Genomic DNA, 18,770 nt, shown 5'->3' with positions numbered 1-18,770 from the left:
CTCAATGCTCTGGCGCTGCCGCAGCGGCAAACCTCGGGTCGTGATCGACCGGTTGCACAAAACCGTCGGGCAGCTCGTCCCCGGCCTTCAGCACCTTCTCCTGCGCGACAAACTTCGTCAGCACGGTTTCGAAAAACAGCGGGCGTTTCTCCCATTCGTCCTTCGGCACCGTCAGAACGAACCGGCCGTCCCGATCCGGTATCGTCACGGAATATGCGGTTCCGGGAGGGACGTCGAGCCCTGCCAACAGACCTGTATACGTCGCACCCACCGAAGTTGTGCAAACAAGTGCAGGAGGTTTGTCGTCGATCACCTCGCCAGTCTTTGGCAAACGGATTCGAATGTCCACGCTTGTATGCCGGGGAAGGTTAATCACCTTGCCCTCCGGCAGCGCGTATCGGCGCGTGCCGACAATAACGGTAAGATTCGTTTCCTCTTCCTCCGGCCAGTAATACATTTCATAGTTTCCATTCCGATCCGTTGGAGTCGACTTGGCGAAGCCTTCTCCAAGGTCTCGGTCGATCCAGACAATCGCGTCCTTCACCGGACTGCCGTCGGCATCCGCCACCTGGCCCGAAATCCGATATTTGTCTATGCGGAAAAAGGAAATCTTGTCGCCTGCTTCGATCTTGAATCGCGCGTGCACCTTGACCCGGCCTGCGTCCGAATCGGCAGGCTCCACCCGGGTCACCTCGATCGGATGATAAACGCGGATCGCGGACGAGGCGGTCAGGATGGAATCGGCCTCTTCACGACGGATTGTGTTGCCGGCGATCGTTGCCCCATCAACCGACATTACCTTAACGAGTTTATAAGCGACCAGACTCCGGTCGACGAACAACTCGAAACTGCCGTCCTCCCCCGTCCGGATGCTTCTTCCCTGCGGACCTGCTTGCAGGAGGGCATTGGCGACGGGCCGTTCGCCGAAAGTCAGCTTGCCTTTGGCAAGAGCGAGGTGGGAGCCGTCGCTTTGCCACGACTTGGCGGCAAATGTCCCCTGTTCCAGTTCGATTCGGCCTTGCGGGCTTTCCGGCTGCGCATTCGCGTTCGAACAGATGGCCGGCAACAACGCCATTGCCGCGACGAAAAAAAGGACGGATAGTCGAGCTTTGGTTAATTTTTTCAAGTAAATGTCTCCTTTACTTAAATGAAGCGGTCAAAACAAGACGATATCCGTCCTGTTTTGACCGCCAGGTTGAATCCGCGTTACTGCGCCGCATGCCCTCCGCCCGTTTCGGCCGTGCCTGCCTGCCCTTGCGCCTTGTTGCCGCCAAGCCCGAACACGTGCACTTGGGGCTTCGTTCCGCCTGTGGTGAAGACGATGTACTCCTTGCCGTCAACCTTGAAGATCGACGGAGCGGCTTGTACGTTGTTCCCGGAAGTCTGGAACGTCCAGATCACCTTGCCCGCCTTGATATCGAGCGCATTGATCTTGCCGTCCAGCTCGCCGAAGAACGCCAGTCCGGCATCCGTGCTCGTCAATCCGCCGCGCTGCATATCCGTCGTTTTGATCTGGTAAGCTTGTTTGCCGGTATCCACATTGATCGCAGTAATCGTTCCGTATCCTTTGACGTCAGGCACCTCTCCGATCGACGTGCCGAAAGCCGCAGCGCCGGGCATATCCGGTGTGCTCGCCTCCTCCTCGCTCTTCGCCGATTTGTAGAGGGAAGGCGACTCGATGCCCGGAATCAACACATAATTCGTTCCGGGATCGTAAGCTTCGGGCGCGTAATTTTCCCCGCCGAGCACGCCGGGATACCCGACCACTCCTTCTGGCGTCGGTTCCTTATGATCGATTTTGGCAAACGGAATCCCGTCCCACACGACATCCCCCGTAGCGGCATCCCAGGCGAACCACAATCCCGACTTGCCGCCTTGGACGACAAGCTTCTTCTTTGCGCCTTTCACCGAAGCGTTGATAATCATCGGGGACGCCGCCGCGTCATAGTCCCACAAGTCGTGGCTGATTTCCTGTTTGGCCCAGACCAGCTTGCCGGTCTTCGCGTTGACGGCCACGACCGAGTCGGTGTACGGGTTGTCTCCCGGGCGATTGGCACCGTAGAAATCCGGTGACGGGTTGCCGGTCGCAAAATACATGATGTCGGTTTGTTCGTCGATCGCGACGGGGTCCCATACCGCCCCGCCTCCCTGGAACTTGCTGTTCGCCAGCCAATCCTGGCCTTTCGGCGGCACGACCCAGAACGGAGAATCCCAGGCCGGGGTTAAATCGCTCGCTTTGAACGCCGCGACGAAGCCACGAACGCCATTATCGCTGCCGCTGCTTCCGATGTAGACATTGCCTTTGTAATATTGGGGGGCGGTCGTCTCATAGTACCCGTTTTCGATCGTAACCCCTTCGATAAAGTCGGAAAGCTTGACCATTTTCACCAGCTTGCCCGTCTTCTGATCCAAGGAAATCAGCGAATTGTCGACCGCCAGCGTAAACACTTTGCCTTCGCCTACCGCTACGCCGCGATTGGCGATAATCCCCGCTTTCGCGAAGCCGGCAGCTTGCTCGGCCGACGGTTTCCAATGCCAAATCGTTTTCCCGGTCACGGCGTCGAACGCGAACACCTGGTTGCCCGCCGTCGTCAAGTAGATGACGCCGTCCACGACGACCGGATACGACTGATTGCCGTTTTTGACATCCGCATCAATCGACTTCAAGTCCGCAGACCAGATCATGCCAAGATCGTTGACGTTATCGGCTGTAATCTCTTTGAACGGGACGTGGCGGTTATTGGCCAGCGTATAACCGTAGGAGCCCCAATTTTCAAAACTGGTGCCGGTCACGCCCGCTGCGGCAGACGGCGAATTTGAAGCGGATTGGTTCGGCGTTGGCGAGGGCGAGGCAGCATTTTTGTTGCCCGTACACGCACTGAGCAGCAATAATAACGCAAGCGTTGCTCCGTTTATTGCATGGACTTTTTTCACGGCGGTAACCTCCAAGATGGGTTAGTGTGCGACTTGTCATTCGTAGGGGGAACCAGTTTCATGCCATCTTCGTCAATAATGGTATTTCCTAAGTTGCGCAAATTATGTAAACGACAAAAAAACGCCCTCCCGTCTTCCTGTCAGGAAGCGAAAGGGCGGCAGGGCATCCTTTTCATTCAGGATCGCATTTCGTAATGGGTTGCATTTTTCGTATCCGGGGCACTGACTGTCTCCTTGTCTTGTTGGGCGTCGTAGAGCTTTCCGAGCTTCCAACCGATCCCGACATTCACCACCGCCATCGCCGCGAACAACACAACGTCTCCCCAAGGCTCGGGGAGCAACAGATCGGCAAGGAGCCAACCGCCGGTCATCGTGACTCCCATCAGCGCGCCTTTTGCAGGCGATTTCAACAAGCTTCTCGCCATTCGCACACCCTCCTCGTCAGCTTCGCAACCCGATTTGGTTCTTGCTTTCCTTCTACCGATTGTATGTTCGGGACAAGTGAGAATATGCCGACGAAATAGCCCCGGCCGGGACCACCTGGATCGTTATTTATGCTTCTTGGACATTCTTGTGCCGACATACAATGAATCAAGCAACGCCTGGCGAATTTGCGGAGGGGAGGTGGAACCATGTGGGTTAAGCCGACATTCAAGATTATCGAGGTATGCGCCGAAGTGACGGCCTATGCTTATCGGAAATGACGGGGCCGCACGGTAAAGCAACAAGCTGGTGCCCGTGTGTTCAGGCGCCAGCTTGTCCATGCGAACACGATTTTCCCCCGTCGTGCTGTAGCCTTATTTTACCGTGATTGTACCTGTCATATTGTCATGGCCTGCACCGCATTGGATCGAGCAGTTAAAATCGTATTTCCCTGCTTTGTCCACCGTAAAAGTCGCCGTTTCCCCGCCCTTGATATTGACTTTCAAGCCCGGTATCTCCAATCCGTGCACCCCTTGCGAGTTTTTTAGCGTAAGCTTGACCGTATCGCCCGGATGCAATTGAATATCGGAAGGAGTGAATTGGAAGTTTTTTGCATCCACCGTAATTTCTTTGGTTTCCCCGTTAGGAGCGCCCGATGGCGGGTTGGTGGCCGCCGAATTGTTATTGTTTTTGTTGCCGCAGGCACTTAAAGCAACAACCACAACGATTGCGATAAGGGGAAGATACTTGATCATTCGCATAGTCACGATAACCTCCGGTTTTGTCGATTGGCATGGATTCCTTAAGCCGGTCCTCACTTAACCCCGCTTGTTTCAACCCCCTGCTGCCCATCGCTAGCATTCCCGGGATTGCTTTCCCCTACTCGCAAAATAGCACGAATGGGGGAACAATCGGCAACTATCCGGCGAAACCGGCTCCCGCTGCGCGCGGGGGTTGGTACTCCGATCGCTTCTTGTTTTCCGGATTCTTCGAACGATCAGGCCAAGGGGGATCCGGAAAACAAAGGCGAACGCTGAGCGTATGCTTCCGAAGCCGCTTTCTTACAGAAAGCGCTCAGCTTCTCCATACCAACCCCCGCTCTCCGCTCCCGCCCCTCGCCCCGTTTTCAACACCGCCAACCAGAAACCTTGCACCAACCTTGGCATTCTTCCCTCCGCCAACCAACAAATTTGCTTTTGTGACGCTCCGATTAGGCGCCAAAAAAAATAGGCCATGTTTTATGGCCTATTTCGCCAAAATCGGTATCCTCACCAAAATAACCAGTGAAATCACTGGCTATTCCTTTGAAAAAGTCGTTTTTGAGGCTTCCGGGTCGGGATAGCCAGTGAAATCACTGGCTATTTCCGACGAGGCAGGCAAAATGAGGCCAATAAGCCATTTTTCATTTGCTATTTTGGTTATCGCCCCCGCCCATAAACGGAAGCTGCTCCGGATCAAGGCCGGTAATCGCCAACTGCCGCTCGGCCGGGATACGTCCGTTGACGGCGGCATACTTGATGCCTTCGCTGATCGGGTTCCACACACATTCCAGCTCCAGCCCGTCGCGTTCGTACCGCGTGCGCCGCATGTGCGTAATACGATTGCCATACGCCCATTCGTCCAGGACGCGAACGCTCCCAAACAGGCCGCGGAACGCCGCGAAGCTTCCCACCTCCGACTCGCTCCGCACCTCAGCAACGAAGCCGTTGCCCGTCAGCAGGAAGCCGCGCTGCGCGAAGTCCAGAGCCGGACCTTCATAATTATAGAAGGAAACGGACAAGTAGCCGTTGATTCGCTCCACTTTTACCGCCGCCGGCCGGCCGTAATCCGTAAACAGCAGCGGGAAAAAGGCCATATACACCGGGCCGTCTTTCACGAACACCGGACACGGCGAATCGCTGACGCCTTCCAGCCGGTCGAGCCGGCGATCGCCGAGCCACACTTCCTCGACGAAGCCGTAGCGGGCGGGAAACAGCAGCGACAGCTTCAGGCTTGTCACCCGCTTGTGCAGCAGTTGCTTCGGCTTGTACAGCAGCATGGCCGTCCGGTCGTGATGCAAGCCGATTTTACGCCCTTCGTCCAACACCGACGCCTGCCAGTTCCGCCAGTTCAGCTCGACGTAGTCGTTCATTTGCCCCGGCTTCTTGTCGTTGACGATGTAGTTGGCGTAAACGACGCCGATGTCGCGCTGCTCTGCGACCGGCGCCCGCCTGCGGTACAACAGATGGAACGAGTCGGTGAATACGCCGGTACGAAACTCGCGGCTCATGACGCCAAGCGCGTAATCTTCCGTCATGTACGTCGTTGCGTTGCCCGACCCGGCGGGGATGTCGACAGTATCGTCCGATTCGAGCGGATTCGGCGGCTGCGGGCGGTCCGTCGACGAAGCGTATTCGTAGGTCCCCTGCACCCGGTAAGGGTACTTTTTGTGCAAGCCGTGCGCGACCAGATAAGCCGGGCAATGGTATGTCGTGTGCATGAGCCAGCCGGTGCTGACTTGCATGAACGGCAAATTGTGGTGAAGCAGCTCGCCTTCCTTGCCGCGCGGCGTGGCGAACAGCGTATTCAGCGGATGAATCGCCAATTGCTCGCCGATCAAGGCGTACAACACAAAGCGCGATTGATGCGTATGTGCCGTGGAATCGACCTCGTACGCGCGCGAATACGGGCCGGCCGTCTGGAACGTGGACGGGTGGTAATGGCTCCAAATGTCGGCCCACAGCCGCTCCTCAAGCTGCAGCGCCAGTCCGCGAACGGCCGGGTCCGCGGCCCACTCCGCGATTTCCGCCATGCACAGCAGCTGAAACGGCGTATAGGTCGGGCTGTTGAACTCCGACGCGAACCCGCGCCGCGTCAGCAGCGCTTCGAACTGGCGGAGACGGTCCGCGCCCTTCCGCTCCAAGTCGGGCCGGCCGTACAACTCACCGCCGACGAGCAGCGTATACGCGCCCATCGTCGGGAAATTGTCGTTCGCGCCGCGAAAGTCGTGGTCGGGCCCGGTAAAAGAGTCGAGCGCCCCGGCCAAATAACCGTCAAGCGCCGCCTTCGCCCCGGGCTCCAGCCTGCCGCCGAATTTGACCAGCAGCTGCAGCGCCGCCATCGGCGCAAAGTGGCACCCCCGAAACGCCGTTGCGGCGATGAGGCGATTGGCGGCGGCAGCGGCCAAAGGATCTCCGCTTTCCAAATAACCGAGCGCGTACCACAACCGCTCCCGCAAGTCCGGCTCCTTGTCGGTTCCGATCCATAACCCGTCCACGCCGAAATACCGGAGCGTATAATCCGTCAGCTTTCGATACAGCTGGCGTTTGCGCGCCGCTTGCCCATCGAGGTCGTAAAACATGGTCATCCGCTCCTTATGCGTGTGTTCGTGTGGCAACCGCCGTCCGCGGCACGACCGGCAGTGTCACATGTGAGGCGCGGACGCTGTCGTGATACACGCGCTGCATCGCCCGGCGCGTTTCGGTTGCGCAGGCGTCGTCCGCCCCTGTATTCGGATTTGTCGCGTAACACGGAAAGTTCGAAGAGCTTATCTGCAGCCGGAAGCGGTGCCCTTCGCGCAGCAGCACGGAAACAGGCGACATCGCGATGTCCAGCGCTATCGTATCGCCGGGCACGGGCGGCTTCGCGCCTGCCGATTCGGCGCCATGGCGGACGCGGGCGATGCCGTCGCTAAGGACGAACGACCGGCCGTCAGGGAAAACATCCGTTAACTTGCCGGTAAAATCGGTATCGGGCGCGTCGGTGGCGACAAACAGCGTCAGCGCGATCGGGCCGGTAATTTCCAGCGGCTGCGCCAAAGGAGCCGACGTATAAACAAGGACGTCGCCGCGCCGTTCGACTGCCGCCTGTTCGGCCGGCCCGCTTCCGATGTGGGAACCGCCGGCGGCAGGAACCGGATCGCACGGATCGTAGACGAACGCGTCCGGCCGCTCTTCCCCGTCGGGACGGCTCCTGTCCAGGGTCCCGTCCCCGCCCGCGGTATTGGCGTTGCCGCCGGAATGCAAATAAAACGCTTCGCACTCGGCGCGGGCAAGCGGCCATTCCGCTTCGTCGCGCCATACGTTTTCGCCCATGACGAACAGCCGGACGGGGGCCCGCTCCGCCCAGCCGTTGTCCGCGCCACGGAGCGCGAATGCCAACCACATCTTCATCTCCCGCAGAAGCTCGCGCGGTCTGCCTCCCTCCGCGACATCCGCTTCGATCCCGTACGCCGCATGGTGCGGCCCGTAAAACGTATGGTTCCACGGGCCGATCAGCAGCTTGCTGCCCCGGCGGACCGCGTCGTTGGGATGCCGCTGCAGCCGTTCAAAATCGTCCAGCTGCGCCACGGCGAACATATCGTACCAGCCGGCGACCACAAGTGCGGGCGCGCCGATCCGTTCGAGCCCGTTTCGCCCTCCCGTCAGCCGGTCCCAGTAGGCATCGCCAAGCGGCCGGGAGCGCCAATCCCGATAAAATTCGACCCGCTCGCCAAGCGCGACATCGGCTGCTTCGACGGCGGGCCTATGCCGCGCGATACGCGCCAACTCGAAACCGGACGCGTCCCGGACCGTCCGCCCATGGCTGACGAGAGCCCATTGCAGAAACGACAGGCAAAAAACGCCGCCGCGAAACAGCACCCGGTCGAGCGCAAGGCTGCCAAATACGGGCGTCAGCGCGCATATTCCATCATTGTCGAGCGCCATCGCGTACTGCGTATAACCGTGGTAGGACATTCCGTAACCGGCAATTCGCCCGTTGCACCACGGCTGCGCCTTCAACCAGACGAGCGTATCCGTCCCGTCGGCCGCTTCGTTCGCGAACGGATCGAACGCACCTTCCGACTCGTAGCGCCCCCGCGTATCCTGCACGCACAGCGCATAACCCTCGGCGAGAAGCAGCTCGATCGCCCATTGGCCGATCGCTGCCTTGCCGTAGGGCGTACGGTTCAGCACAACGGGAAACGGGCCGCCCCGCTGCGGCAAATATATATCGGTCGCGAGGCGAATCCCATCGCGCAAGACAACCATAGCCGTATTCATGCGGATTCCCCCTCCCGCGTTACCAGTACGCGTTCGTGCCGGCGAGATGCGTAAAGTCCATGCGGCCGTCCCGGTCATACGCGTGCTTGTGCCAGCCCCCGTTGACCGTGGTGACGGGTTTGCGCGCCCGCACGATCCTGTCCAGCAGCAGCCGCTGCATGTCGCGCGCGGCATCAGCGCACGCCGGATCGTCAATCCGGTTGCGCAGCTCCCACGGATCGTCGATCAGGTTGTACAATTCATCCGGCTGCTCGCCGTGCAGATTGGCCACGTAACGCCACGATTTCGTCGCGATTGCCTTGCGGAACGCGTTCTCCGTGAAGGCGCAGCTCCGTCCTTCCCAGCTCGCCTCCCCCGCGCCGACAGCTCCGGCGAAGCTGACGCCCTGTACCGTATTCGGCGCTTCCAAGCCCGCCAGTTCGCACAACGTAGGAAAAACGTCCACCGCTTCTACGATGGCGTCGTTGACGGCGCCGGCATGACCGGCCTTGCCGGAGGGCAGACGAACGATCAGCGGAATGCGGCTGATCGCTTGATAGCTGATGCCCCCCGTTTTTTCGATCAGGCCGTGCTCGCCTGCGTAGTCGCCGTGATCGGAGCTGTAGAGGATGATCGTATTCTCAAGCTCCCCGCGCCGCTCAAGCTCGCCGACGATCGCGCCGATCGCATGGTCGACCTGGCTGACCAGCCCGTAATAAGCGCTGACGAGCCGGCGCAGCTTCGCTTCCGGAAGATCTCCGCGCTTGCGGCGTACCTCTTCTTTCTCCGCTTCGCTTATCGGCGGCAGCACAATCGACTCCGGCAGGTATAGGCCGGCGAACGGTTCGGAAGGCGTGTAAGGCTGATGCGGCCGCGAAAAACTGACCCACGCCAGCCACGGAGCGTCATTGCGCCCCCGGTCCAACCGCTCGCCTTCGTTGCGAATGAAGCGAACGGCTTGTTTGGCTAGCGCCACTTCGCAGCTGTGTTCATAAGGAAGCAGCGAAATTTCCCCGTCGCGGTTGCCGTTGAACGCTCGATTGTCGTTGCGCTCGTACAAGCCCGTCCCTTCCAAATATTTGGGATATTCAATAAATTCGTCGTAAACGAACTGGCAGTCGCGTTCGATCCAATACCGGGGCGTATGCAGCTTGCCAAGAGCGCCGGTTCGGTAGCCCCGTTCCTTGAAATAACGAAACAGGCTCGTCATCGGCGCCTTCGGCTCCGAACCGTACAGCCCGTAGTAGCCATGGGTCGAAGGGTACAACCCCGACAGGAAGCTGATTCGGCTCGGCGTGCAGATCGGATTGTTGGCATAGGCGTTCGTAAACCGCGTCCCTTCGGCAGCCAGCCGGTCAAGGTGGGGCGTTTGCAGCTGCTGATGGCCCGCGCAGGACAGGCAGCGGGCATTGTGCTGGTCACTGAACAAAAACAACAGATTCGGCTGCTTCATCCGACCGTTTCCTTCCTTTCACTGTTCATCCTCCAACATGCCTTGGCCCGGACCCGGACGCATCCGTTCGATAATAGGCGATGCCCAGTGCTGCCGCTATGCTGCGGGCAACCAGCTCCGCCTGCGCGCTGCGTCCGGATTCGTTGTAATGATACCCGTCGCCCGCTTCGTAATCGCGCCTTCCGATCATCGGCGCGTACAAATCGTTGACCGCAAGCCCGTAACGCGCCGCCACACGATCCACAACCCGATTGCGGGCGATGACCCTGTCGTTTACCGCAGAATCAAGCGCATACTCCTCAGCCGCCGCTTTCGTGACGGGCGTCGTGTGGGCGAGCACGATTGCCGCCTGCGTGTGCCGCCGCAAGTGCTGCACGACATCGTCGCAGCCGCGTTCGTACTCCGCTTCGCCAAGATGCCAGCCGTGCAGCCCGTTGTTGAAATGAACGACCTCATATGAAAAATCGAACGACTCGTCGCCATGCCGGACGATATAGTCCAATTCGCGGTAAAGAGCCGGATTGTCAAGCGCTTTCGATGTCGCCAGCTTATCAACGTAAACGTGCGCCCCCAGCAGCTCCTTGACAAAACCGTGATACCCTTTCGCAATCGAATCGCCGACCAGCAACACCCGCTTTTTGTCGCGCTGATTGGCCTTTTCCCACCAAAATTCGCACCATTCCGTTCGCTCCAGCGTCGCCACCGTTCTTCCTCCTTCCGCGTTGTTCCCGCGCGTTACGTGTTGCTTGCCTTGTGCGTATCCGCGCACCACCTGGAGTGGCCGATGAACGTCAGCATCGCCTGGATCGCTTCCTCCGTGCGGTAGTGGCACAATGCTTCGAAGGCATACGCTCTGGCGTAGCGGTCCTTGCTGTCCAGCGCCCGCTTCAAGGCGCCGACAGCCAAGTTCGGATCGCCGTTGTTGCCGATGCGCAGCAGCGAAAGCGCTGCGGTATACCCGATCTTGTTAACGATGTACCATTGCGGTTCGGTATAGTCGATGCCCTCCCCCGACGTGATCGCCGCAGCGGCGCCTTCCTCGCGCAGCGAACGATCCAGCGCCCCGGTCAACGCCGCCACGATCCGCTCGGCCGGCTGTACGATCAAGCCGAGCGCTTCGATGACGTTGCGGCGCACCCATTCGCTGGCATCGTCGTCAAGCGCCGCCAGCAAGGCGGGCACCGCTGCGCCGGACGGCGCGCCGATCATCCCGAGCACGAACGCGGCCAGCGCCCGGCGCTTCTCGTCCGGATGCGCGAGCAGCGTTGCCAGGCCCGGCACCGCAACGGCGCCGGCGCCCTGCAAGCCGTACCCGGCGCGCGTCGCCACCTGCGTCGTGCCCGCTGCCATCGCCGCGAGCAGCCGCTCGCTCCCTTTAGCGCCCATGCGCCCCAAGGCATATGTAGCGTTCAGAGCGACGATCTCGCTGGCGTCATCAAGCAACCCGGCCAGTTGCGCCGCGTGGTCGGCAGCCGCCTCGCCGAGCAGGCCAAGCTCGTCGGCCGCTTCCGCCCGAACGGCGGCGTCATCCGCCTGCAAATCGGCGGCCCACCGCGCGAGCGCAGCAGCATCCGTCGCATCGGCTGCCGAATACGCCGCGCTGCCGCCGCTTTCGCCCTTCAGCCAGTTCCATACATCCTGCCACAGAACGCGGTGCCGGAAGCGAGTATCCTCCGGCAGCACAAGGTCGCGCCGCGTATGGTTCCAGCTCGGGGACGCCGGCGCGGTCAGGCGGACGAACTGGAACTTCAGCATGTAGCGCATCTTGTCGGAAACGTTGAGCGCCGCCCGGTGCCACAGATCGAAGTGGATCAGCACCATCGTGCCGGCCTTGCCCGCAGGCAGCACCGTTTCGCCTTGCTCCCCGAGGAACTTCTCGTAATATTGCGTGCCCGCCATCACTTCGCTCGGCCCCATGTCCTCCGTCACGTCCTGCGTGTAGTAGAAAATCATCGCCCACCAAGGTCGATGACTGCGCATGGACGACCAGTAGCCGTCTTTGTGCCAGTTTTGCGCCTGCTCCTTGCCCGGTTTGTTGCCGTGAAGATGGCGGTGCGCATGCATGATGTAATCCGGTCCGAGCACGCTGGTCAAGGCGCCCCGAACGAGCGGCGTCTCGAAGCAGGCGCCCAGCTCCGGAATGCGCGGCAATATGTTGTTTCCCGGGTTTCCTTCCGCCGGAAGCACGTATTCGATCTTGCTCATGATCCGCTCGTGGAACGAAGCGGGCAAATCGTTGCGCAGCACCAGGAACCCCTTGGTGATAAATTGCGCCATCTGATCGTCGGTAAGCAAATAGTTTGAATCCAGCATAGGATGTTCAACTCCTCGGTATCGATTTCCTATTCCTGAATCGGCAAGCGGTAAAAAGCGAGCAGCGGCATGCCGGTGCCCGTATCGACAGGGATAGCGCCGCCGCCGCAAGGATTTTTCTCAAACATGCCGTTCACCACACCCGGGAAAGACAGCGGACGCGAAAGCGTCAGTTCGATTTCGTCGCGTCCGCTGATTCGCCAGGAAACGATGTCGACCTTGCCGAGCGCATCGAAAGCCGTAAACGGCGCGCCGTGCGGATCGTTCACAGCAAGCTCGCCGACGACATGGTCGAAACGAAGCGCGATCCGCTCCGTTTCGCCGCCGGCCTGCCGCTCCGCACACGCAGCATCCGGCGCGCGGTAACGCCCATGCCGACGATACACATGCGCCAGCGCCGATTGCGCCAGCCGTTCGCCGATTACCAAGTTGCCCGCCGGACTGTTGTGCACGTTATCCGACAACGGGCAATCGATCGCGGGCACGACGAAGACGCCGGCCAGCCGGCGCGCGGCCTGCCGCTGCGCTTCCCGCACGGTTCCCCAGCTTGCGTCCGCATCCGGGCCGGCTTCGCCCGTGGAACGGTTCAACTGTACGGTCAACACGGGGAGAAGCGGGTCGTTCAAGTGCCGGCGCCAGCTGTTGACGACATGTGCGAATCGGTCCAAATACGTCGGCGCTCCCGCCGCATTGCCGTCGGAGCAGCCCTGGTACCACAACACGCCCCGCACGCGGCCGCCGGCCGAACGAACGGCGTCCAGCAAACCCGCGTACAGCTCCCCGTCCTCGCCCGGATTCCAGCTTCGCAGCGGAGAAGCGCCCTTTGCGGTTTGCAGCAGGCCGATCGGCAGCCCGGTTGCGCGCAGCACCGTTTTGGCGAACGCGAGCATCGGCGAATGCCCCGTAAAAAATCCTTCGCCGCTGAGCGGATGCGCCGCCACCTCCCACGTCCCGCCGCGAAACAAATGGACGCCGAACGTCGGCGGATCGTATATCGTCCCTTGCCCGTAGCCGACCGCGTTACTTTGCCCCGCAACGACCCACAGATCGCCAATCCCGATATGCCGTATCATGTCGCCGCGAATCGACCTTCTGGTGACCGGCCCGCCTTCCACATCGACGATCAGGCCGGTTTCGATTCGATACAACCCGCCGGCCGGAACATTGCGAATCGTCACCCTCCACTGCTGTGTGCCGTATAATTCGCTTTTTGTCCATGGCACGACGATTTGCCCGTCATCCTCCCGCACGATTCGTACGATCACACGTTCGCCTCGAAACACGCAGCCGTCCGGCTCGGGCAGCTCCCAGCCGCCGGACAGCTCCAGATCGGCGAAGCCGTCCCGCTGCTGCACGATCGCCCAATCCGCCGGACCGCTGCGAACAAACGCCCCGCTCCTCTTGCCCATCCGTTTATGCCTCCCCTAAGCAAACGCTCTCCTCGGCTGCACGACCCCTTCCGCCGCCATCCGCTTCTGCGCCAGCTGCAGCAGCAGCCGGCCGCGCAGCGAAAAATACCGTTCGTCGGACCACCGGTTGACGTATTGGTCGGGGTCTTCGGCCAAGTCGTACAGCTCGCCGTCCGGCTCGTCGCGGTACACGACCAGCTTGTATCGTTCGGTGACGAGCGTCATCTGGTACACTTTTTCCGTGGCATGGCATTCGACGATCGTCGCATCCTGAACGGCTTCGACTTCTCCGCGCAGCAGCGGCATCAGGTCGGTGCCCTGCATCCCCTGGGGCCAGTCGACTCCGGCCAGCGTTAGCAGCGTGCAGGCCGCGTCAACCAGGCTGACGACCGCCCCGCTCGTGCCTTGCTTCGGGAAATATGCCGGCCCCCATACGAGCAGCGGCACCTTCTGGCAATCGTCGTAAGCGGCAAGCCCTTTGCCCCACAACCCGTGATGCCCGTTCATCTCCCCGTGGTCGGACGTAAACAGAATGACGGTATCGTCCAATTGCCCAGTTGCCGCAAGCCGCTCCAGAATGCCGCCGACTTTGGCGTCGATATTGGCAATCATGCCAAGCGCCGCCTGCAGCGCCACACGGTCCTTCGTTCGCTCGCGATTCGGTCCCCGTATTCCCGGCACGAGCGGCCCGTCAGTATAAGCGCCCGTCTTGTTCTCGAACATTGCCTGGTAGATCGCCGGCTTGCCCTCGAATTCGCCCGCGCGGTACCCTTCGTAAACGGGCATCCGTTCGACATCGACGGCGGAAAACCACGGCTCCGGGCATACGAACGGCGGGTGCGGGTCCTCGAAGCTGACCCAGCAAAACCAGGGCCGCTCCTGCTCCTTCCGGCTTTCGATCCACTCTTCCGCAAGGGCGGCCACCCAGGCCGTATTTTGCAGCTCATCCGGAATGTCCCAGACACCGGTGCGCGCATAATCGATGTTGCCCTGCAGATGCGGAAACCACGCCGCATAGTCCAGGCCCGAATTCTCCAGAAACGTCCGGTAATGCATATCCGGCTTGCAATTCGTCGTATGACCGGTGCAAGTATGCACCGTCTCAAAGCCCGCATACGGTCCGTGGTACTCGCGGAACATCGCCGGATCGGGAGCGGCCTGGCCCGTAAAATGCGGCGCTTCGTCGTCCCGCCTGACAAAATGGGCTTTGCCGATCAAACACGTTGCGTAGCCGCTGTCCTTCAGCAGCTGCGGAATCGTCGGACCGGGAAACGGATCCGCGGTCACGCCGATCGAATAAGCGCCATGCCTGGACGGCCATTGGCCGGTAAGCAGCGACACGCGGCTCGGGGTGCAGAGCGGCGACGCGCAATAGGCGCGGTCGAAATGCACGCCCTCCGTCCCGAGACGATCGAGATGGGGCGTGCGGATGGCGGACAGCCCCTTCAATCCGAGATGATCCGCGCGCTGCTGGTCTGTTGTGATAAGCAATAGATTCGGCCTTTTCACTTGCGTCCCTCCGTGATCCGTCCTTGCCAGGCCGGTTCCGCCGGTTTATTCCTTCACGCTGCCTAGCACAATGCCTTTCATGAAATAACGCTGCAGAAACGGGTATACGAGCAAGATCGGCAACGAGGCGATAAAAATTTGCGCCGCCCGTCCCGTCTGGTCGTTCACAAGGAAAAATTGCTCCATCTCCTCCGGCGACATCTCTTCCACATTTTTGGCGATAACATGGGTGTGCAGGAACGTTTGCAGCGGATAATCTTCCGGCTGATTCAGGTAGATGACACCGTCGAACCAGCTGTTCCAGTGGGCGACCGACGCGAACAGCAGAATCGTGGCCAGCACCGGCAGCGACAGCGGCAAATAAATGCGCCACAGGATCGTCCAGTGGTGCGCCCCGTCGATTTTGGCCGACTCCTCCATCTCCTTCGGCAGTCCACGGAAAAAATTGAGCAGCAGCACGACGTTGAAAATCGGCACCGCATGCGGCAGCACAAGCGCCCAGATCGAATTGATCAGCCCGGTTTCCTTGACGACCAAATACGTGGGAATGAGCCCGCCGCCAAAAATCATCGTGAAGACGAAAAACCAAACGTAAACCGTCCGCATCCGGAACTGCCGGCTTTCCTTGGAAAGCGGATACCCGACCATGACGGAAAGCAGCATATTGAGCGACACGCCGAGCGCAATCCGTTTGAGCGAAACGAGAAAGGCGGTCATGTACGCCGCTTCGCCGAACACGCTGTTGTACGAGGCCCATGTAAATCCGATCGGCCACAGCTTCACTTCCCCCGCCGATACGGCCGGCGCCGAGCTGAGCGAAACGGACAGCACCTGTACGAACGGAAGCAAACAGCTCAGGGCCAACAAAGTCAGCACGACGTAATTCGCGATCGTAAAAATGCGGTAACTGATGCTCGTGCGATAAGAGAACAAACGATCACCTGCTCTAAAAGATTCGGTAGTTGGCCAGCCGGTACGCGGCGTAATACGAAATGGTGATGAGGATCAGGGAGACGACCGAGCGGAAAAACCCGACCGCCGTCGCCACGCCGTACTGATACTGGTGCAAGCCGAGCCGGTAAACGAGCGTATCGATAATATCGCCTGACTCGTAGACGGAAGGACTGTACAGGTTCAAGATTTGATCGAACCCGGCGTTAAGCACGTTGCCGAGACTGAGCGTCGCCAGCAGGATAACGATCGGCAGAATGCCGGGAAGCGTAATGTATTTCGTCTGCTGCCACCGGTTCGCGCCGTCGATTTCGGCCGCCTCGTACAAGGAAGGGCTAATGTTCGTCAGCGCCGCCAAATAAACGATCGTGCCGAACCCGAAGTCTTTCCACACGTCGGAGGTGACGAGCGTAAACTGGAACCAGCGGTTGTCGCCGAGGAAAAAAATCGGTTTGACGCCGAATATCCCCAGCACCTGATTCACGAAGCCCGATGTCGGCGATAAAATGTCGATCAGAATGCCGCTGATGATGACCCAGGACAAAAAATGCGGAAAATATACGATCGTCTGGAAGATGCGCCGAAACGCCATTTTGCGCACTTCGTTAAGCAGCAGCGCCGTCAGAATCGGCGCGATCAGGCCGCAGACGATTTTTAGCGTCGCAATGACGAGCGTATTGGCGATGACTCGTGGTGTATCCGGCATCATCATCACATAATGAAAATTGTCGAGCCCGATCCATTCCGAGCCGAATATGCCTTTGGACGGCATGAACTTCTTGAACGCGATGATCATGCCGACCATCGGACCGTAGCTGTAAATAACCGTCAGCACAAGCGCCGGCAGCACCATGATGTGCAGCAGCCCGTTTCGTTTCCATTCCCGTAGTAACAGCGCGTTCATCTCCATTCGGGAGAGAGGGGCAGCCAAGCTAAGCCAGGCAAAGCGCCCCTCCCGCCTTTCTCAACGTTTGGCCCAGTCGTTGACTTCCTTCGTAATCTGCTCGCCGCCGAGCTTCTTCCAGTCGCTGATGAAGGCGTCATACGCTTCGACCGGCGCCGAGCCCATAATGATTTTCGTCACGATTTCGTCTTCCTTGGCAAGCAGCGTCGCCATCTTTTCGCCCATCGTCGGCGTCGGCGCCCCGTAAAACTCGTCGAATTTGAACAAATTTTGCTGGTAGCCCTGATACACCTTGGCCAGCGTGCCGCCGTCCTTGCCGTTCATGTAGTTTGCGTAGTTTACGATGTTGATGTCGCCGTTGATGAAGTTCATCATGTTTTTGTAAACGTTCGGCCACTGCCCCTTCAAAACCGACGGATCGCGCAGCTTTTCGGCTTTCGGAATCAGTTCGCCCATTTCGACCGGCCCGAGCTGGCCGAACAGCGTAATCGGGTTGATCGTGTAAATAATTTGATCCGTTTTGTTGTTTTTCCCCGTCGCGAGCACGTTGCTGCCCGGGATTTGATGAATCGTCGGCGCAAGCGACAAGTCGGCGATTTTGATCAGCGCTTCCGGATGCTTCGACTTTTTGCTGGCCACGAAATAATTTTGCACGTTGGCGCTCACCTGGCTTTGGGCCGGCTTGTCGTCGATTGACGGGATCATATAGCTTTCCCATTCCTGCACCACTTTGTTGTTCACAATCGCGCCGGTCAGCGCTACCGTATCCGAATAGCGGCCGTACATGATGCCGACCCGGTTGTTGTTCACCAGCTCGAGCTCCTTGACCCGATCCTTGACGCCGAATTCCGGGTCGATTTGCCCGTCCTTGAACATGGCTTGCAATTCCTTGAGCGCGTCCTTCATCCTCGGGTCGAGGCTGCCGTAGCTGAGATTGCCTGCGCTGTCCTTCACCCACGTTTTCGGATACAGGTGGTAGCCATTAAAGAAGTTTTTCAAGCCAAGCGTTTTGTCGAGGAAAAGGCCGTACGTTTTCCCTTTGCCGCCCGAATCCCGCTGCGAAAACGCTTTCGATATTTTCAGCAAATCCGCCATCGTTTTGGGCTCGGGCAAGTTCATTTCCTTCAGCCAGTCCTTGCGCACATACAAAATGCCGAGATCGCCATAGCCGCTGCGCGTTTCCGGAATCGCCATCAGCTTGCCGCCGAACGTGGCCGATTTCATCTGGATGCCGCCGTCGTAGCCGACCCACTTTTTGAACGCGTCGGAAGCGGTCTTGTCCCAGGCCTCGGTCAAATCGGCGACCATGCCGTTTTCGACCAGCTGCAGCAAATCGACGGGAGAAACCTTGAAGAAATCCGGCAGTTCGTCCGAGGCGATCGCCAGCTTCAGCTTCGTGTCGTAATCTTTGCTGACCGTCCATAAATTTTTTATTTTGATGCCAAGCTGGCTTTCGTAGAAATCGTACAGCGAGTTTTTGTCGATCGTTTCGCCTTCGTCGAAATATTGATTCGCCGCAACCTGACGAACGGTGGACATCTCGATCGGCGGGTTGTATTTGCCGAGCGGCTTGAAGTCGGGATTTTGACTCGGCTGCGGCTTCGCCGACGCCGATGCTGCCGCTGACGGCGATGCCGACGGCTGCTTATCCTCGTTTCCTTCTTTTGAGTTGCCGCTGCACGCGCTCACGACGACAATGAGCGCCGACAGCCCAACCAATACCGAATATCGGCCTTTCTGCATTTCCTTTCCCCCTTGAACATCGTAGTGGTGATCACAATCCCAGTATAGAATCGCGGCATAATGGCGAAAAGATTCATTTTCTTACCCGGCGATGCAATTCTTTACTTGCGTTTCCCGATGCGCCGGATGTC

Annotated in this window: 15 protein-coding genes; 1 reads left to right on the top strand and 14 read right to left on the bottom strand. The window is 59.4% G+C overall.

Going from position 1 to position 18,770, the window contains the following annotated elements; genetic code table 11:
* Position 1: 1 nt before the first annotated feature.
* From EXY20_RS07855 to EXY20_RS07845, 3 genes are all read right to left on the bottom strand, one after another.
* Complete coding sequence (locus EXY20_RS07855; RefSeq protein WP_135549436.1) at positions 2–1,126, bottom strand: carboxypeptidase-like regulatory domain-containing protein; 1,125 nt, start codon at positions 1,124–1,126, stop codon at positions 2–4.
* An 80-nt stretch (positions 1,127–1,206) separates the two neighbouring features.
* Positions 1,207–2,934 carry a pyrroloquinoline quinone-dependent dehydrogenase gene (locus EXY20_RS07850; protein WP_135549433.1) on the bottom strand — a complete coding sequence of 576 codons (1,728 nt, stop codon included), beginning with the start codon at positions 2,932–2,934 and terminating at the stop codon, positions 1,207–1,209.
* A 176-nt stretch (positions 2,935–3,110) separates the two neighbouring features.
* A complete protein-coding gene (locus tag EXY20_RS07845; RefSeq protein WP_135549431.1) occupies positions 3,111–3,359 on the bottom strand; it encodes a hypothetical protein in 249 nt (82 codons plus the stop codon).
* A 207-nt stretch (positions 3,360–3,566) separates the two neighbouring features.
* Here EXY20_RS07845 and pqqA point away from each other — a divergent pair, with 207 nt between their 5' ends.
* A complete protein-coding gene (gene pqqA / locus EXY20_RS40580) occupies positions 3,567–3,638 on the top strand; it encodes a pyrroloquinoline quinone precursor peptide PqqA (protein ID WP_407944901.1) in 72 nt (23 codons plus the stop codon).
* Positions 3,639–3,731: 93 nt separating this feature from the next.
* On the opposite strand, the gene EXY20_RS07835 is transcribed toward pqqA, so the two are convergent.
* The 11 genes from EXY20_RS07835 to EXY20_RS07785 form a co-directional block, all read right to left on the bottom strand.
* Positions 3,732–4,118 (bottom strand): cupredoxin domain-containing protein, encoded by a 387-nt coding sequence (locus EXY20_RS07835; RefSeq protein WP_135549427.1) that lies wholly within the window; start codon positions 4,116–4,118, stop codon positions 3,732–3,734.
* A 641-nt stretch (positions 4,119–4,759) separates the two neighbouring features.
* Complete coding sequence (locus tag EXY20_RS07830) at positions 4,760–6,697, bottom strand: hypothetical protein (RefSeq protein WP_135549425.1); 1,938 nt, start codon at positions 6,695–6,697, stop codon at positions 4,760–4,762.
* Between the two features lie 13 nt (positions 6,698–6,710).
* Positions 6,711–8,378 (bottom strand): CocE/NonD family hydrolase, encoded by a 1,668-nt coding sequence (locus tag EXY20_RS07825; RefSeq protein ID WP_167859068.1) that lies wholly within the window; start codon positions 8,376–8,378, stop codon positions 6,711–6,713.
* Positions 8,379–8,397: 19 nt separating this feature from the next.
* Positions 8,398–9,810, bottom strand: a complete 1,413-nt coding sequence (locus tag EXY20_RS07820; protein ID WP_135549421.1) for a sulfatase family protein — start codon at positions 9,808–9,810, stop codon at positions 8,398–8,400.
* A gap of 25 nt (positions 9,811–9,835) precedes the next feature.
* Positions 9,836–10,513, bottom strand: coding sequence for an SGNH/GDSL hydrolase family protein (locus EXY20_RS07815; protein ID WP_167859067.1), 678 nt, complete (start codon positions 10,511–10,513; stop codon positions 9,836–9,838).
* Positions 10,514–10,545: 32 nt separating this feature from the next.
* The gene (locus EXY20_RS07810; protein WP_135549417.1) at positions 10,546–12,123 is read right to left on the bottom strand and encodes a HEAT repeat domain-containing protein; all 1,578 of its coding nucleotides are present in this window, start codon (positions 12,121–12,123) and stop codon (positions 10,546–10,548) included.
* A gap of 29 nt (positions 12,124–12,152) precedes the next feature.
* The gene (locus tag EXY20_RS07805) at positions 12,153–13,532 is read right to left on the bottom strand and encodes a sialate O-acetylesterase (protein WP_135549414.1); all 1,380 of its coding nucleotides are present in this window, start codon (positions 13,530–13,532) and stop codon (positions 12,153–12,155) included.
* 15 nt (positions 13,533–13,547) lie between these two features.
* Positions 13,548–15,041, bottom strand: a complete 1,494-nt coding sequence (locus EXY20_RS07800; protein WP_135549412.1) for a sulfatase family protein — start codon at positions 15,039–15,041, stop codon at positions 13,548–13,550.
* Between the two features lie 45 nt (positions 15,042–15,086).
* The gene (locus tag EXY20_RS07795; protein ID WP_135549409.1) at positions 15,087–15,974 is read right to left on the bottom strand and encodes a carbohydrate ABC transporter permease; all 888 of its coding nucleotides are present in this window, start codon (positions 15,972–15,974) and stop codon (positions 15,087–15,089) included.
* 13 nt (positions 15,975–15,987) lie between these two features.
* Positions 15,988–16,902, bottom strand: coding sequence for an ABC transporter permease (locus tag EXY20_RS07790; RefSeq protein WP_407944897.1), 915 nt, complete (start codon positions 16,900–16,902; stop codon positions 15,988–15,990).
* 54 nt (positions 16,903–16,956) lie between these two features.
* Entirely contained in the window at positions 16,957–18,639 is a 1,683-nt protein-coding gene (locus EXY20_RS07785; RefSeq protein WP_135549405.1) for a type 2 periplasmic-binding domain-containing protein, read from the bottom strand.
* Positions 18,640–18,770: the final 131 nt, after the last annotated feature.

It is taken from the genome of Paenibacillus cymbidii (genome assembly GCF_004764705.1).
GTDB classification, from domain to species: domain Bacteria; phylum Bacillota; class Bacilli; order Paenibacillales; family NBRC-103111; genus Paenibacillus_AN; species Paenibacillus_AN cymbidii.
This window is presented reverse-complemented; position numbering and strand designations above follow the sequence as displayed.

Excerpts from the sequence above, each read along its gene's own strand:
- EXY20_RS07790 (WP_407944897.1), bottom strand. The coding sequence starts at position 16,902 with ATGGAGATGAACGCGCTGTTACTACGGGAATGGAAACGAAACGGGCTG.
- EXY20_RS07820 (WP_135549421.1), bottom strand. The coding sequence starts at position 9,810 with ATGAAGCAGCCGAATCTGTTGTTTTTGTTCAGTGACCAGCACAATGCC.
- EXY20_RS07805 (WP_135549414.1), bottom strand. The coding sequence starts at position 13,532 with ATGGGCAAGAGGAGCGGGGCGTTTGTTCGCAGCGGTCCGGCGGATTGG.
- EXY20_RS07825 (WP_167859068.1), bottom strand. The coding sequence starts at position 8,378 with ATGAATACGGCTATGGTTGTCTTGCGCGATGGGATTCGCCTCGCGACC.
- EXY20_RS07810 (WP_135549417.1), bottom strand. The coding sequence starts at position 12,123 with ATGCTGGATTCAAACTATTTGCTTACCGACGATCAGATGGCGCAATTT.
- EXY20_RS07845 (WP_135549431.1), bottom strand. The coding sequence starts at position 3,359 with ATGGCGAGAAGCTTGTTGAAATCGCCTGCAAAAGGCGCGCTGATGGGA.
- EXY20_RS07835 (WP_135549427.1), bottom strand. The coding sequence starts at position 4,118 with ATGCGAATGATCAAGTATCTTCCCCTTATCGCAATCGTTGTGGTTGTT.
- EXY20_RS07785 (WP_135549405.1), bottom strand. The coding sequence starts at position 18,639 with ATGCAGAAAGGCCGATATTCGGTATTGGTTGGGCTGTCGGCGCTCATT.
- EXY20_RS07830 (WP_135549425.1), bottom strand. The coding sequence starts at position 6,697 with ATGTTTTACGACCTCGATGGGCAAGCGGCGCGCAAACGCCAGCTGTAT.